Source organism: Pseudomonadota bacterium, from assembly GCA_037200975.1.
Lineage (GTDB): Bacteria > Pseudomonadota > Gammaproteobacteria > Steroidobacterales > Steroidobacteraceae > CADEED01.
This window is the reverse complement of sequence record JBBCGI010000001.1, coordinates 47435-61066: the sequence shown is the minus strand read 5'-3', so window position 1 is coordinate 61066 and position 13632 is coordinate 47435. Positions and strand designations below refer to the sequence as shown.

At 66.5% G+C, this 13632-nt stretch carries 15 protein-coding genes and 3 tRNA genes; all 18 read left to right on the top strand.

The annotated features are described in order from the left end of the window. Nucleotides 1-3: 3 nt before the first annotated feature. The 18 genes from uvrC to WDO72_00225 all read left to right on the top strand — a co-directional run bounded on the left by uvrC (nucleotide 4) and on the right by WDO72_00225 (nucleotide 13583). A complete protein-coding gene (uvrC, locus tag WDO72_00310; GenBank protein MEJ0084097.1) occupies nucleotides 4-1818 on the top strand; it encodes an excinuclease ABC subunit UvrC in 1815 nt (604 codons plus the stop codon). A gap of 45 nt (nucleotides 1819-1863) precedes the next feature. After that, entirely contained in the window at nucleotides 1864-2508 is a 645-nt protein-coding gene (locus WDO72_00305) for a CDP-alcohol phosphatidyltransferase family protein (GenBank protein ID MEJ0084096.1), read from the top strand. Further along, entirely contained in the window at nucleotides 2505-3071 is a 567-nt protein-coding gene (locus WDO72_00300; GenBank protein MEJ0084095.1) for a TIGR00730 family Rossman fold protein, read from the top strand. The genes WDO72_00305 and WDO72_00300 overlap by 4 nt, the downstream gene beginning before the upstream one ends. 42 nt (nucleotides 3072-3113) lie before the next feature. Then, nucleotides 3114-3189, top strand: a tRNA-Gly gene (locus WDO72_00295). A 30-nt stretch (nucleotides 3190-3219) separates the two neighbouring features. Continuing rightward, nucleotides 3220-3293 (top strand) — tRNA-Cys (locus WDO72_00290). A gap of 10 nt (nucleotides 3294-3303) precedes the next feature. Then, nucleotides 3304-3390, top strand: a tRNA-Leu gene (locus WDO72_00285). A 5-nt stretch (nucleotides 3391-3395) separates the two neighbouring features. Further along, a complete protein-coding gene (gene ccmA / locus WDO72_00280) occupies nucleotides 3396-4013 on the top strand; it encodes a cytochrome c biogenesis heme-transporting ATPase CcmA (GenBank protein MEJ0084094.1) in 618 nt (205 codons plus the stop codon). Beyond that, a complete protein-coding gene (gene ccmB, locus WDO72_00275) occupies nucleotides 4010-4690 on the top strand; it encodes a heme exporter protein CcmB (protein MEJ0084093.1) in 681 nt (226 codons plus the stop codon). The genes ccmA and ccmB overlap by 4 nt, the downstream gene beginning before the upstream one ends. A 7-nt stretch (nucleotides 4691-4697) precedes the next feature. Further along, a complete protein-coding gene (gene ccmC / locus WDO72_00270; protein ID MEJ0084092.1) occupies nucleotides 4698-5429 on the top strand; it encodes a heme ABC transporter permease CcmC in 732 nt (243 codons plus the stop codon). Beyond that, complete coding sequence (gene ccmD, locus WDO72_00265) at nucleotides 5426-5581, top strand: heme exporter protein CcmD (GenBank protein MEJ0084091.1); 156 nt, start codon at nucleotides 5426-5428, stop codon at nucleotides 5579-5581. Before ccmC ends, ccmD begins: the two co-directional genes overlap by 4 nt. Continuing rightward, complete coding sequence (gene ccmE, locus WDO72_00260) at nucleotides 5578-6027, top strand: cytochrome c maturation protein CcmE (protein MEJ0084090.1); 450 nt, start codon at nucleotides 5578-5580, stop codon at nucleotides 6025-6027. The genes ccmD and ccmE overlap by 4 nt, the downstream gene beginning before the upstream one ends. Then, a complete protein-coding gene (locus WDO72_00255) occupies nucleotides 6024-7982 on the top strand; it encodes a heme lyase CcmF/NrfE family subunit (GenBank protein MEJ0084089.1) in 1959 nt (652 codons plus the stop codon). Before ccmE ends, WDO72_00255 begins: the two co-directional genes overlap by 4 nt. After that, nucleotides 7979-8515: a DsbE family thiol:disulfide interchange protein gene (locus WDO72_00250; GenBank protein ID MEJ0084088.1), complete on the top strand. Its 537-nt coding sequence runs from the start codon at nucleotides 7979-7981 to the stop codon at nucleotides 8513-8515. Before WDO72_00255 ends, WDO72_00250 begins: the two co-directional genes overlap by 4 nt. Then, the gene (locus tag WDO72_00245; protein MEJ0084087.1) at nucleotides 8512-8964 is read left to right on the top strand and encodes a cytochrome c-type biogenesis protein; all 453 of its coding nucleotides are present in this window, start codon (nucleotides 8512-8514) and stop codon (nucleotides 8962-8964) included. The genes WDO72_00250 and WDO72_00245 overlap by 4 nt, the downstream gene beginning before the upstream one ends. Continuing rightward, nucleotides 8961-9974 (top strand): hypothetical protein, encoded by a 1014-nt coding sequence (locus tag WDO72_00240; GenBank protein ID MEJ0084086.1) that lies wholly within the window; start codon nucleotides 8961-8963, stop codon nucleotides 9972-9974. Before WDO72_00245 ends, WDO72_00240 begins: the two co-directional genes overlap by 4 nt. Before the next feature lie 23 nt (nucleotides 9975-9997). Then, the gene (locus tag WDO72_00235; protein ID MEJ0084085.1) at nucleotides 9998-10888 is read left to right on the top strand and encodes a MaoC/PaaZ C-terminal domain-containing protein; all 891 of its coding nucleotides are present in this window, start codon (nucleotides 9998-10000) and stop codon (nucleotides 10886-10888) included. Further along, the gene (locus WDO72_00230; GenBank protein MEJ0084084.1) at nucleotides 10885-12165 is read left to right on the top strand and encodes a hypothetical protein; all 1281 of its coding nucleotides are present in this window, start codon (nucleotides 10885-10887) and stop codon (nucleotides 12163-12165) included. The genes WDO72_00235 and WDO72_00230 overlap by 4 nt, the downstream gene beginning before the upstream one ends. An 11-nt stretch (nucleotides 12166-12176) precedes the next feature. Continuing rightward, nucleotides 12177-13583: an MATE family efflux transporter gene (locus WDO72_00225; GenBank protein MEJ0084083.1), complete on the top strand. Its 1407-nt coding sequence runs from the start codon at nucleotides 12177-12179 to the stop codon at nucleotides 13581-13583. The last annotated feature ends 49 nt before the right edge of the window (nucleotides 13584-13632 follow it).

Here is a 13632-nt window from a genome sequence, read left to right as displayed (position 1 = left end):
CGCGTGAACTTCGATCACAAGGATTTCATCGGCAGCCTGCCGCGCCGGCCCGGCGTGTACCGCATGTACTCGGAATCCGGCGAGCTGCTGTACGTGGGCAAGGCGCGCAGCCTGCGCGACCGGGTCGGCAATTATTTCCTCGCCAGCAACGTCGATCCGAAAGTGCAGGCGCTGGTCGGGCATATCGCGCGCATCGAAGTCACGCTGACCAACTCCGAGACCGAGGCGCTGCTGCTCGAATACAACCTCATCAAGGAGCACAAGCCGCGTTACAACATCGTGTTGCGCGACGACAAGAGTTTCCCGTACGTCTATCTACCGGCGGGGCACGAGTTCCCGCGGCTGGTGTTCTACCGCGGCGCGCGCAACCTGCCGGGGCGTTACTTCGGGCCGTTCCCAAGCGCCGGCGCGGTGAAGGAAACCCTGCAGAGCGTGCAGAAGATCTTCCGCATCCGGAACTGCCGCGACTCGTTCTTCGAGAATCGCAGCCGCCCCTGCCTGCAGCACCAGATCGGCCGTTGCTCCGCGCCCTGCGTGGCGCTCATTTCGCGCGAGGACTATGCGCGCGACATCACCGCCGCGGTCAAGGTGCTGGAGGGCCGCAACGACGAGGTCTTCACCGAGCTGTCCGCGGCGATGGAGAAATCCGCGGAGAGCCTGCAGTTCGAGCGCGCCGCCGCGCTGCGCGACCAGCTCGCGGCGTTGAAACAGGTGCAGGCGCAGCAGATCGTCACCGCCGGGGGCGATCGCGACATCGACGTGTTCGCGCTGGTCGGTGAGCCGGGCGAATATGCGGTCACGGTGATGATCATTCGCGGTGGCCGCAATCTCGGCGCCACGAGTTATTTCCCGAAGGGCGCATTGACGGAGCCCGGCGAGGCGCTGGCGTCGTTCCTCATGCAGTACTACGCGGAGACGCCGCCGCCGCCGGAAATACTGGTGAACCTCGACCTGGCGGAGTCCGAATCGCTGGCCGACGCACTCGGGTCGCGGGCCGGCACGCCGACCCGCGTGTGGCGCCCGTCGCGCGCCTTGCCGCTGCGTTTCCTCGGCATGACGCTGGAGAACGCCACGCAGGCGCTGCGCATGCGCCGCGCGCGCCGCGCCGACATCGAAGACATGCTGATCGCGCTCGGCGGCTTGTTAGGCCTCGACAAGACGCCGCAGCGGCTGGAGTGTTTCGACATCAGCCACACGGCGGGCGAGGGCACGGTGGCCTCGTGCGTGGTGTACGGCCCCGAGGGGCCCATGAAGAAGGAATACCGCCGGTTCAACATCACCGGCGTGACGCCTGGTGATGATTACGGCGCATTGCGCCAGGCGTTGAAGCGGCGCTACGAACGTATCCGCAGCGGTGAAGTGGTTGCGCCCGACGTGTTGCTCATCGACGGCGGGCTCGGCCAGATCAACGAGGTGTACGCGGAGCTCGAGCAACTCGGGTTCGGCGCGCTCAAGCTGGTCGGCGTCGCCAAGGGGCCGGATCGCAAGGCGGGCCAGGAGCGGTTGTTCGTGCATGGCGATGCGGCGCCGATCGTACCGGGGCCCGACTCGCAGGCGTTGCGCGTGGTCCAGCGCATCCGCGACGAGGCGCACCGGTTCGCGATCACCGGGCATCGCAAGCGGCGCGCCCGGCGCCACAACGAATCCGTGCTGGAAACGATTCCGGGGCTGGGGCCCGCCAAGCGCCGTGCGTTGCTGCGGCACTTCGGCGGCATGCAGGGGCTGATGCGCGCGGGCGTCGGGGACTTCGAGGTGGTGAGCGGAATCGGGACAATGCTGGCGCGCACCCTTTATGATCACTTGCATCCGGGTGCCTGAGCGCCGCCGCGCTGGGTACCAGCGCCGACGACCCATACAAACGACATGATGTGGAATCTTCCCAACACGCTGACCTGGCTGCGCATCTTCGCGATTCCGCTGGTCATCGTGTTCTTCTATCTACCCGGCGGCTGGGCCGATCCGGCGGCCGGGCTGCTGTTCGCCGCCGCGGGCATCACGGATTCGCTCGACGGATATTTCGCCCGCAAGATGGGGCAGACCTCGCGCCTCGGTGCGTTCCTCGACCCGGTCGCCGACAAGCTGATCGTCGCCGTCGCGCTGGTGCTGCTGCTCAGCAAGGAAATGCCGAACATCGTCGTGCCCGGCCTCGAAGCGCTCGATGGAGCCCGCTACACGCTGCGCAAGGAATCCGTGCAGGTCATCCTGGTGCTCTCCTCGATCATCATCATCGGCCGCGAGATCGCGATCTCCGCATTGCGCGAATGGATGGCCGAGATCGGCCAACGCGGCAAGGTGAAGGTCAGCCAGCTCGCCAAGTACAAGACCATCCTGCAGATCGTCGGGTTGTCGTGCATGTTGTTCCGCTGGAGCCTGCCCATCGTCCCGGGCTTCACCATTCCGGTGTTCGAGATCGGCCTGGTGCTCACGGTGGTGGCGGCCGTGCTCACGCTGATCTCGGCGATTGCTTACCTGCGGGCAGCCTGGCCGGATTTGCGCAGCCCCACATGACGCGTGCGGTGTGCGTGTTCTGCGGTTCGGCCCCCGGCGCGCGCCCTAGCTACTCGGCCGCGGCGCGCGAGCTCGGCGGCGCCCTGGCGAAAGCCGGCGCCACGCTGGTCTACGGCGGCGGGCGGCTCGGGCTCATGGGCATCGCGGCGGATGCCGTGCTGGCGGCCGGCGGCCGCGTCATCGGCGTGATCCCGCGCATGCTCATCGAGCGCGAGCTCGCGCATCCGCATCTCACCGAGCAACACGTCGTCGACACGATGCACGAACGCAAGACGCTCATGGCGGACCTGTCGGATGCGTTCGTCGGGCTGCCCGGCGGGATGGGGACCTTCGACGAACTGGTCGAGATCGTCACCTGGGCGCAGCTCGGCCTGCACGCCAAGCCGGTGATCATTGCCAACATCGAAAACTACTTCGCGCCCCTGTACGCGATGCTCGATCACGCGGTTACGGAGCAGTTCGTGACGCCCGTGAGCCGGACCCGGTGGCGCAACGCGGATTCCGTGAGCGCTGTTATGCAAATCCTTGCAAAAGAGGGGCTTGCATCAGCCGGAACTCCTTGACTTGGCGTGAGAGGGCCCTAGAATTTGCGCCCTCTCCAGGATGCGGGAATAGCTCAGTTGGTAGAGCACGACCTTGCCAAGGTCGGGGTCGCGAGTTCGAGTCTCGTTTCCCGCTCCAATCTTTCGGACCTCATCATTCGGGTCCTCGGGCTAGGTGGCAGAATGGTTATGCAGCGGCCTGCAAAGCCGTCTATGCCGGTTCGATTCCGACCCTAGCCTCCACATGTCCTTTGCCCCGGTGGCGGAATTGGTAGACGCAACGGACTTAAAATCCGTCGGTCGCAAGGCCATGCCGGTTCGATTCCGGCCCGGGGCACCATTCAGATGTTGAGCGTGCAAGGCGTCCACCTGTGGCGTGGCGATCGCCACGTGCTGCGTAACGTCAGTTTCGATGCCGTCCCCGGCCGCTGCGTGCTGCTGACCGGCAAGAATGGCGCCGGCAAGACCACGCTGCTGCGCGCGATCGCCGGTTTGCTCGAACCGGAAGAGGGGCGCGTGACCTGGCGGGGCGCCGCCACGCGCGAAACGCGCGATGAATTCCACGCCGAACTTGCCTATCTCGGGCACGAGCCGCCGCTCAAGGGTGATTTGTCCGGGCGCGAGAACCTGCGCTTTTCAGTCGGGATTCGTCGCGCCGTGACCTCCGCCGAAATCGATGCCGCGCTCGCGCGGACCGGCGCGATGCCGTTCGCGGATCTCGCCGTGCGGCTGCTGTCGGCCGGCCAACGGCGCCGCATCGCGCTCGCCGGCGTCGTACTCGCCAACGCCGCATTGTGGTTGCTCGATGAGCCCACCACGAATCTCGATGCCGAAGGGCAACAACTGGTGGCCGATCTGATCGCCGAACAACTGGCGCGTTCGGGACTGGTCGTGGCCGCCGTTCATCATTCGCTACCGCTGGCCGCAGAGACGGTCGCCGAATTGACGCTGAGTGCGGCATGAAGACTTCTGCCCTCACTGCCGCAAAACTGGTTGCCGCGCGGGACCTGCGTCTCGCTTTCCGGAAACCTTCGCAACTTCTGCAGCCACTCTTGTTCTTCATGATCGTGGCCACGCTGTTTCCCCTGACATTAACTCCCGAGTTGTCGCGACTGCGAGACGCCGCACCGGGTGTCTTGTGGATCGGCGCGTTGTTATCCTCGCTGCTAGCGCTGGAGTTCCTGTTTCGCGACGACGCGGTAGATGGGACGCTGGAGCAGTTCGCGTTGTCCGGCCAGTCGTTGACCTGGATGTTGTTTGCGAAGACCTGCACGCACTGGTTGCTGACCGGCCTGCCGCTTGCGCTGTCGGCGCCGCTGGCCGCGCTGGCGCTCGGTGTCCCGGTGCAGGCGCTGGTCAGCATGATCGCCGCGCTGGCGCTCGGCAGTTTTGCGTTGAGCCTGGTCGGGGCGATCTGCGCGGGGCTCACGCTCGGCGCGCGTCGCGGCGGGGTGTTGCTGTCCTTGCTGACGCTGCCGCTGTCGGTGCCCATCCTGGTGTTCGGCTCGGACGCCACGCGGCACGCGATCGCGGGCACGGAGATCGCGGGGCCGATGTACATGTTGGGGGCGATCGCCGTGCTCGGCGTCACGCTCGCGCCCTTGGCCGCGGCCGCCGCGGTGCGGATCGGATTGGAGTAGTCGCTGAATGAACTGGACTTGGTTCCATCGCTTCGGATCTGCGCCGTACATGTACGGTTTCGCGCAGCGCTGGGCGCCGTGGTTCGGTGGAGTGGCGGCGTTGTTGATGCTGATCGCGCTGTATGGCGGCCTCGTTCTGGCGCCGCTCGACTATCAACAGAAAGATGCCTATCGCATCGTCTATGTACATGCGCCGAGCGCGACGCTGTCGCTCATGATTTACACCACCATGGCGATTGCGGCCGCGGTCGGGCTGATCTGGCGCATGAAGGTTGCGCACGCCGCGGCGGCGGCCAGCGCGCCCATCGGCGCCTGGTTCACCGTCGCCACGCTGATCACCGGCAGCCTGTGGGGCAAGCCGATGTGGGGCACGTACTGGGCCTGGGATCCGCGTCTGACCTCGGAGCTGATCCTGCTGTTCCTGTACCTGGGCTACATGGGCCTGCGTGCGGCCATCGAGGATCCGCAGAAGGCCGACAAGGCGAGCGCAGTGCTCGCCATCGTCGGCGTGGTGAACATTCCGATCATCAAGTATTCGGTGAACTGGTGGAACTCGCTGCACCAGCCGGCCACGCGGTTGTTAGGCAAGGCGGACATGGTGTGGTCCATGGTCTGGCCGTTGTTGGTGATGTTCCTGGCATTCATGCTGTTTTACGGCGCGGTGCTGTTGATCCGGCTGCGGGCCGAGCTGCTGCGCCGCGAGCGGGGCGCCAGCTGGGTACGCGAGGTGTTGTCATGAGCGAATTCTTCGCGATGAGCGGTTACGGCAAGTACCTGTGGCCGTCGTTCGCGATCGGCTTCGGGATCGTCGTCCTGAATCTCGTGCTGGCGCTGCGCGCGCTCGCGAGCGCGAAGCAGCAGGCGCGGCGGCGGCTGGAGATGGCCCCATGATGGCGCGCCACAAACGCATGGTGGTCGTCGCCTGCATCGTTGCGGGCGTCGGCCTTGCCGCGTTTCTTGCCATGCAGGCCTTCCGCGCCAACGTGATGTTCTTCTTCGATCCTTCGCAGGTCGCCGCCGGGGAAGTGCCGGCCGGCGAGCGTTTCCGCCTCGGCGGCATGGTGGTCAAGGGCAGCATCGAAAAGACGCCGGGCACGCTTGACGTGCATTTCCTCGTCACGGACTACAAGCACACCGTGCCGGTGACGTATTCGAAGATTCTGCCGGATCTGTTCCGCGACGGGCAGGGTGTGGTCGCGCACGGAACGATGCAGGCCGGCGTGTTCGTCGCCGACGAAGTGCTGGCCAAACACGATGAGAAATATATGCCGCCCGAAGTGGCGCGTTCCCTCAAGGACAATCCGCCGCCGCCCGAAGCGACACCGGGGGCGACATGATTCCCGAACTCGGCCAATTCGCGCTGATCCTCGCGCTGGTGTTGAGCGGCGTGCAGACTTTTTTCGGCCTGGTCGGCGCGGCGCGGCGCGATGAACGCTGGCAGGCGGTGGTGCGTCCGGCGGTCGCCGGGCAGTTCGTGCTGATCAGCACCGCCATTGCCGCGATGGTGTACGCGTTCGTGACGTTCGATTTCTCGGTGCTGTACGTCGCCAGCAATTCCAACTCGGCGTTGCCGACGTTTTATCGGGTCGCCGCGTTGTGGGGCGCACACGAAGGCTCGCTGTTGCTGTGGGCGTGGATTCTTTCGGTGTGGACATTGGCCGTGGCGGTGTTCAGCCGGCATCTGCCGACGACCTTCGCGAGCCGCGTGATGGGCGTGCTCGGCTTCGTGAGCCTCGGGTTTCTCATCTTCACGCTGGCCACGTCGAATCCGTTCGAGCGCATCCTGCCGGTGCCCGCCGATGGCCGCGATCTGAATCCCGTACTGCAGGACCCGGCGCTCGCGATCCACCCGCCGCTTCTCTACATGGGCTACGTCGGTTTCGCCGTGGCCTTCGCCTTCGCCTGCGCCGCCATGCTCGAAGGCAAACTCGACCAGACCTGGGCACGCTGGACGCGTCCGTGGACGACGCTGGCCTGGGCATTCCTGTCGGTCGGCATCGCGCTCGGCAGCTGGTGGGCGTACTACGAGCTCGGCTGGGGCGGTTACTGGTTCTGGGATCCGGTGGAGAACGCATCGTTCATGCCGTGGCTTGTCGGCACCGCGCTCATCCACTCGCTGGCCGCCACCGAAAAGCGCGGGTTGTTCAAGAGCTGGACGTTGTTGCTGGCCATCCTGGCATTCTCGTTGAGTTTGTTAGGCACGTTCCTGGTCCGCTCGGGCGTGCTGGTGTCGGTGCATTCGTTCGCGGCCGATCCGACGCGCGGCATGTTCATCCTGGCCTTTCTCGTCATCGTGATCGGCGGCGCGCTGTCGCTGTACGCCTGGCGCGCGCCATTGTTGAAATCCACCGCCGGCTTCGACGGCGGGGCGCGCGAGGCATTCCTGCTCTACAACAACGTGCTGCTGGTCGCGGCCGGCGCCATCGTATTCATCGGCACACTGGCGCCGCTGATCGCCGATGCCTTCGGGGCGCCGTCGATTTCGGTGGGCACGCCGTGGTTCACGCGGCTGTTCCCGGTGGCGATGTTGCCGCTGCTGGCGCTCGTGGCCATCGGCATCCACGCAAGCTGGAAGCAGGGCAGGCTCGCCACGCAACGCAGCCGCCTGACACTGGGCTTCGGCATCGCGCTGGTGGTTGGATTGCTCATCGTGTTCGCCGCGTATGGACCCGGCAAATGGCTGACACCCTTTGGCGTGGTGCTCGGCGTGTGGGTCATCGTGTCGTCGCTGTTCGATCCGATCGACCGGCTGCGCCGCCGGCTCACGCTGTCGCGCGCCATCCTCGGCATGACGCTGGCGCACATCGGTCTCGGCGTATGTGTCATCGCGATCTCCGCCGTCGAGACCTACACCATCGAGCGCGATGTCGCCCTGGCGCAGGGTGAGTCCGTATCGCTCGGACGTTACGCCTACCGGTTCGACAGCATCGAGCCGCTCGAAGGGCCTAACTACGATGGCGTGCGCGCGGTGGTGACGGTGCTGCGCGACGGCCAGCCCATCGCCGTGCTGCATCCCGAGAAACGCAACTACTGGGTGCAGCGTTCGACCATGACCGAGGCGGGGATCCATAGCCGCTGGAACATGGACCTGTTCGCGGCACTGGGCGATGACCTGGGCGGCGGACGCTGGAGCGTGCGCGCCCAGATTCGTCCGCTCATCGACTACGTCTGGCTCGCGGCCGGGCTGATGGCGCTCGGCGGCCTGCTCGCGGCCAGCGACCGGCGGTACAAGACGAAGGTGGCGGCCACCGAGGCCAGCGCGGCCGCGGCGGCCGGAGCGCGGGCTTCGTGAACCGGTTCCTGATTCCCGTGGCGGCATTTCTGGCGCTGGGTACCGTGCTGTTCATCGGCGTGGTCCATTCGCCTAACAAGAGCACCATGGCTTCGGCCTTGCTGGGCAAACCCGCGCCGGCGTTCGAACTGCCGGTGCTGGGCGATCCCGCACGCAAACTCGGTTTGGCGGACCTGGCCGGCCGACCCTGGGTGCTCAATGTCTGGGGCACGTGGTGCATCGCCTGCCGCGAGGAGCATCCCGCGTTGCTCGACATCGCGCGCGAGGCGCGCCTGCCGCTCATCGGCCTCAACTGGCGCGATGAAGACGAAGCCGCGCAACAATGGCTCACCCAACTCGGCAATCCTTACAACGCGGTGGTCATCGATCGTGAAGGTCGTACCGCCATCGACTTCGGCGTGTATGGCGCACCGGAAACTTTCTTCATCGATGCCGCCGGGCGTGTGCAGTACCGCCATGTCGGCCCGATGACGCCCGAAGTCTGGCAGCGGGAATTCCTGTCGCGTCTGCCGCGAGGGCCGTCGCTGCCATGAGCCGGATATTGCGCAGTTTGATGAGCCTGATTGCGCTCGGCGTACTCGCGGCCCAGGCGTTCGCGATCGACATCACCGTGATGCCCACGGAAGCACAACAACAGCGCTACGACGACCTGACGCACGAATTCCGCTGCATGCAGTGCCAGAACAACAGCATCGCGGATTCTCCGGTGGACCTCGCCGCGGAGCTGCGGCGAGACGTGAAGGAACAGATCATCGCCGGCAAGACCGACGATGAGATCCGCGCGACGATGGTCAAGCGTTACGGCAACGTGATCCTGTTCCGTCCGCCGATGTCGGGTGGGACCGCGTGGGTGTGGATCGCGCCGCTGGTGGTCCTGTTCGGCGGTGTCGTGGTTGCGGTCGTGGTAGTGAGGCGCAGATCGGCGATGATCGCCAACGACGACAGCCCGGTCGACGCCGACGGGCCGGAAGAAAAGCCATGATCCTCGCCTTCGTCCTGATCGCGGGAACCCTGGCGGCCGGCGCCGCGTTGCTGGTGCTGCTGCCGCTGGTGCGGCGTCGCGAAGACGCCAGGCCCGTGGCCGGTGCGAGCGCCGCCGTGGTGACCAGTGCCGTGTTGTTAGGCACCGCCGCGTTGTACGCCGCGTTCAGCAACTACACCTGGGTGTCGGCGCACTCCGTGGCCGACACTCCGGCCGCCATGACGGCCAAGCTGGCGCGTGAGCTCGCGATCGAGCCCAACAACCTCACGGGCTGGCTCATGCTCGGCCGTTCCTACGGCGAGCTCGAGCAATTTCCGCTGGCGGTACGCGCCTATCAACGCGCCGATCGCATCGCTGGCGGCAACAGCGCGGAGGCCGTGCTGGGCGTCGCCGAAAATCTGGTCGCGCAGGATCCGGAAGCGATCCGCGGCGCGGCGGGTCACTTGTTCGAGCGCGCCCTGACGCTGGAACCCGGCAATGCGAAGGCGCTGTTCTACAGCGCGTTCGCGGCAATGAGCCGCGGCGAAAGCGCCGCAGCGCGCGAACGCTTCACCCGCATGCTCGCGCTCAATCCGCCGGACAACATCCGCGCAATCATCGAGCAACGCATCGCCGCGCTCGATCAGGCTCCCGCCAGCGAAGCTGCGGCGGGCCCCGCGTCCGACGACGGCGCGCGTATCCAGGTCCGTGTCACGCTGGCGCCGCAACTTAAGGCCAAGGTTCCTCCGGGTTCGGTGTTGTTCGTCGCGGCACGCGATCCCAAGGCTCCCGGGCCGCCATTCGCGGCCACGCGTCTGCCGGCGCAATTTCCGCAGGACGTCGAGCTGACTGCCGCCAACGCCATGTTGCCCTCGCGCCGGATCTCGGCCGGACAGCAGCTCGATGTAGTGGCCCGCGTCGCGCTGGGAGGAACTCCGACCGCGACCAGCGGCGACCCCTTTGGGCAAGTTAGTTATCATGTTGGCAAGGACGGACGATTGAACATCGTCATCGACCGACTCTCGCCCTAACGCCTTTCCCGGGAATCCACCACATGCAGGCCAGGCATTCGCTCGAATTCGCGCGCGCTCCGGCCGTCTGGTCGATGTATCCGAAGATCCTGGTGTCGCGCAAACCCGCGCTGGTGCCCGAGGGCGCCGAAGTGCCGCGCATCGAAGCGCGGCTCGCGAAGGTCGTCATCGACCGCAAACACCTGGCGCAGTATTCGGAGATCTGCGGCGCGGCCACCGGCGCGACGCTGCCGATCGCCTATCCACACATCCTCGCGACTCCGCTGCACCTGGCGATGATCGGCGCCGAGGCGTTCCCGGTGAAGATGTTCGGCCTCGTGCACGTGCACAACCGCATCGCGATGCGCGAGCCGCTGTCGGCCGAAGAGCCGGCGGAAATCCGTTGCTGGATCGAAGGACATCGCGACACGGAACGCGGCCAGGAATTCGAGCTGCACACCGAATACGTGGTCGGGGGCGAGCCGCGCTGGGACGAAACCTGCACGTTCCTCGCGCGCCGGCGTTCGCCGCCGGGCGCAAAGGTGAGCACCGTGGCGCGCGGGGTCGATGGCCCGCCCGACGCGCAGGCGATCAGGTCGAGCAGCTTTCGCGCGCCGGCCGGGTTGGGGCGGCGTTACGGGTTCATCTCCGGTGACGTGAATCCCATCCACATGAGCGACCTGACCGCGCGCGCCTTCGGTTTCCCGAGGGCCATCGCGCACGGCATGTGGTCGCTGGCGCGGCTGGCGTCGGACTTCGATTCCGCGCAGTTCGACGGCGGCTGCGAACTGTCGGTGAACTTCAAGCTGCCGGTCTACATGCCCGCCTGGCTGATGCTGCAGCGCTGGTCCATCGAGAACGGCACCGCCTTCGCGCTGCGTGACGCGCAGGGCGAGAAGCCGCACCTGACGGGTACGCTGAAGTCGTTGCGGTGAGCGGCGCGGCGTCCGTGGTCCCGGTCGGCCGGGAGGAGCGGCGTGCATTGCTGATCGCCGCCGCGGGTTACTTCTTCCTGCTGTGCGGCTACTACATGCTGCGGCCGCTGCGCGAGGCCCTCGCGCTCGAAGTCGGCGTGCAATACAACTCGATCCTGTTCTCGGCCGTGTTGTTGTGCTCGGCGATCTTGTTGCCGATCTACTGGTGGCTGGTGGGCAGGACGCCGCGCGGCCAGCTGCTGTGGTGGGTGTGCACTCCGTTCGTGATCGTGTTTGTCGCGCTGGGCCTTGGCCTGCACTGGTATCCACGCGACCGGACGCTGGCGTTCGGCTACTTCGTCGCATTGACCTCGGCCAACCTGTACGTGATCTCGGTTTTCTGGAGCGCCATGGCGGACGTGTGGCGGCCCGAACTGGCGAAACGTTTCTACGGCTACGTAGCCGCGGGCGGCAGCGCCGGCGCCATCCTCGGGCCGATCATCGTCAACACCTTGGTGCGCGAGATCGGCCCGACGCCGCTCATCTTCGCGGCCTGCGCCTTCATCATGTGTACCGCGGTGATGGTGTCGCACGCGCGTGGCGCATTGCGCCGTTCCGCGCAGGGACACGCCGTGCCGGACGCGGCGATCCCGGTCGGTGGCCGCGCCATGGACGACCTGGCGCGCCTGGTCAGGTCTCCCTATCTACTGGGCATCGCGGGGATCATCATCGCCGGCCAGACCATCGGCGCGTTCATGTACAACGAGCAGGGCAAGTACGTGTCGGCGGCCTACAGCGAAGTGGCCGATCGCGCCGCCTTGTTCGCGAAGCTTGAATTCGCGGTGAACTGCCTGGCGTTGTTCTTCCAGGCCGTGGTGGTCACCTGGCTCGCGCGTCGCGGCAGCCTCGCGACGACCCTGTCGGCGATGCCGGTGCTGATCGGCGCCAGTTTCGTGACGATGGCGCTGTTTCCGGCCGGCAGCGTCCTGCTCGCCACTCAGGTGCTGCGCCGCGCGGCGGACTACGGCCTCGGCAAACCTCCGCGCGAAATGTTGTTCACGGTGCTGAACCCCGAGAGCAAGTTCAAGAGCAAGAGCCTGATTGACACCGTCTTGCAACGGGGCGCCGATGCCGCCGCACAATGGTTGTACGTGCTGATCGCCGCGATCGGGCTGGTCGGCATCTCGTGGCTGTGCGCCGGCCTGTGCATCGTGTTGCTGGGTGCGACCGTCAGCCTCGGCAAGGCGTTCGAGTCGCGGCAGCGGGGCGAAGACGCCGCAGGCGGAGCCGCCAGTTGAACGCGCCGCCGATGGCCGGGTCGCTCCCGGCGCAACGCCTCGATGCCGGCGGCAAGCCGCATGTCGACCTGCGCGAAATCCTCAAACTGGCCGCGCCGCTCATGGCGACTAACGCGGTGCAGGCGCTGCTCAATCTCACCGACCTGTGGTTCATCGGCCGGCTGTCCACCGACGCGGTGGCCGCCATGGGTGCTATCTACTGGATCATGACCTGCGCCATCCTGTTGTTCGGCGGCGTGGGCCTCGCGGTGCAGACCTTCGTCGCGCAGGCGTACGGCAGCCGGCGCAGGGCGCACGCGTCGCGGGCGTTGTGGAATGCGCTGTGGGCATCGCTGGCACTCGTGCCGCTCTTTCTGGCGCTGGCATTCGCCGGACCGTGGGTCGTGCATCCGTTCGGGCTCGAACCGCACATCGAGCAGCTGGCGCTCGAATACTGGATGCCGCGCATGGGTGGCGCGTTCCTCGGCTCGATGGCCTGGGCCGCGATGGGCTTTTTCAACGGCATCTCGGCGATCCGTTTCACGATGGCGATCGTGGTGACGACGACCGTCGTCAACGCGGCTGCCAACCAGTTTTTCATCTTCGGCCTCGGGCTCGGCATGAAAGGCTCGGCGTGGGCCACGAATTTCGCGCAGCTGGTCGGCAGCGCGCTGGCGCTGGTGCTGTTCCTGCGCGGCGAAATCGGGCGTTTGTACCGTTCGAAGCTCATGTGGCGGCCCCATTGGCCCGTCATTCGCGCCCAGCTCATGGTGGGCATGCCGATCGGCGTGATGTATGGCGCCGACGTGCTGGGCCTCGCGCTCTCGCAGATGATGATCGCGCAGACCAGCGCCGTCGGCGCTGCGGCCACGCAGATCGTCATGGCGCTCACCTCGATGGCGTACCTGCCGACGATCGGCATTGCGCTCGCGGGCACGACGCTGGTCGGTCAATCGATCGGCGCGGGCAACCGCGACTGGGCGAACCGCATGGGGAATGTCGTCATCACGCTCTGCGCGGGGTTCATGGCATTCAGCGCGGTCGTCTTGCTGGTAGTCGGACCGTGGCTGCTGCCGCTGTTCGTGAGCGCGGGCGGGCCGGCGGCGGCCGACGTCGTGGCGCTCGGGTTGCTGTTGTTGTGGCCCGCCGCGGCGTACCAGATTTTCGATGGCCTCTACTGCGGCGCGAGCTTCTGCCTGCGCGGCGCCGGCGACACCCGTGTACCCGCGGCTACCGCGCTGGTGTTGTCGTGGTTCTTCTTCGTGCCGCTGGCGCACACCTTGATATTCGCACCGGGCGCCGACTGGCTCGACGGCCTGCCGCAATTCGGGCTTGGCGCGAAGGGCGGGTGGCTCGCGCTGATGAGCTACGTCATCTTGTTAGGCTTGAGCATGTTCTGGCGCTGGCATCGCGGCGCGTGGCGGCGGGTCAGAATCTGAAGGCCAGTCAGCGGCCATCCATTTCCGGCGGAATGGGAGTTGCCTGATC

Bases quoted from the DNA above. Each gene is read 5' to 3' on its own strand.
- WDO72_00255 (MEJ0084089.1), top strand. From the start codon at position 6,024: ATGATTCCCGAACTCGGCCAATTCGCGCTGATCCTCGCGCTGGTGTTG.
- WDO72_00225 (MEJ0084083.1), top strand. From the start codon at position 12,177: ATGGCCGGGTCGCTCCCGGCGCAACGCCTCGATGCCGGCGGCAAGCCG.
- WDO72_00305 (MEJ0084096.1), top strand. From the start codon at position 1,864: ATGATGTGGAATCTTCCCAACACGCTGACCTGGCTGCGCATCTTCGCG.
- WDO72_00245 (MEJ0084087.1), top strand. From the start codon at position 8,512: ATGAGCCGGATATTGCGCAGTTTGATGAGCCTGATTGCGCTCGGCGTA.
- ccmD (MEJ0084091.1), top strand. From the start codon at position 5,426: ATGAGCGAATTCTTCGCGATGAGCGGTTACGGCAAGTACCTGTGGCCG.
- ccmC (MEJ0084092.1), top strand. From the start codon at position 4,698: ATGAACTGGACTTGGTTCCATCGCTTCGGATCTGCGCCGTACATGTAC.
- WDO72_00240 (MEJ0084086.1), top strand. From the start codon at position 8,961: ATGATCCTCGCCTTCGTCCTGATCGCGGGAACCCTGGCGGCCGGCGCC.
- ccmB (MEJ0084093.1), top strand. From the start codon at position 4,010: ATGAAGACTTCTGCCCTCACTGCCGCAAAACTGGTTGCCGCGCGGGAC.
- ccmA (MEJ0084094.1), top strand. From the start codon at position 3,396: ATGTTGAGCGTGCAAGGCGTCCACCTGTGGCGTGGCGATCGCCACGTG.
- WDO72_00300 (MEJ0084095.1), top strand. From the start codon at position 2,505: ATGACGCGTGCGGTGTGCGTGTTCTGCGGTTCGGCCCCCGGCGCGCGC.
- WDO72_00235 (MEJ0084085.1), top strand. From the start codon at position 9,998: ATGCAGGCCAGGCATTCGCTCGAATTCGCGCGCGCTCCGGCCGTCTGG.
- ccmE (MEJ0084090.1), top strand. From the start codon at position 5,578: ATGATGGCGCGCCACAAACGCATGGTGGTCGTCGCCTGCATCGTTGCG.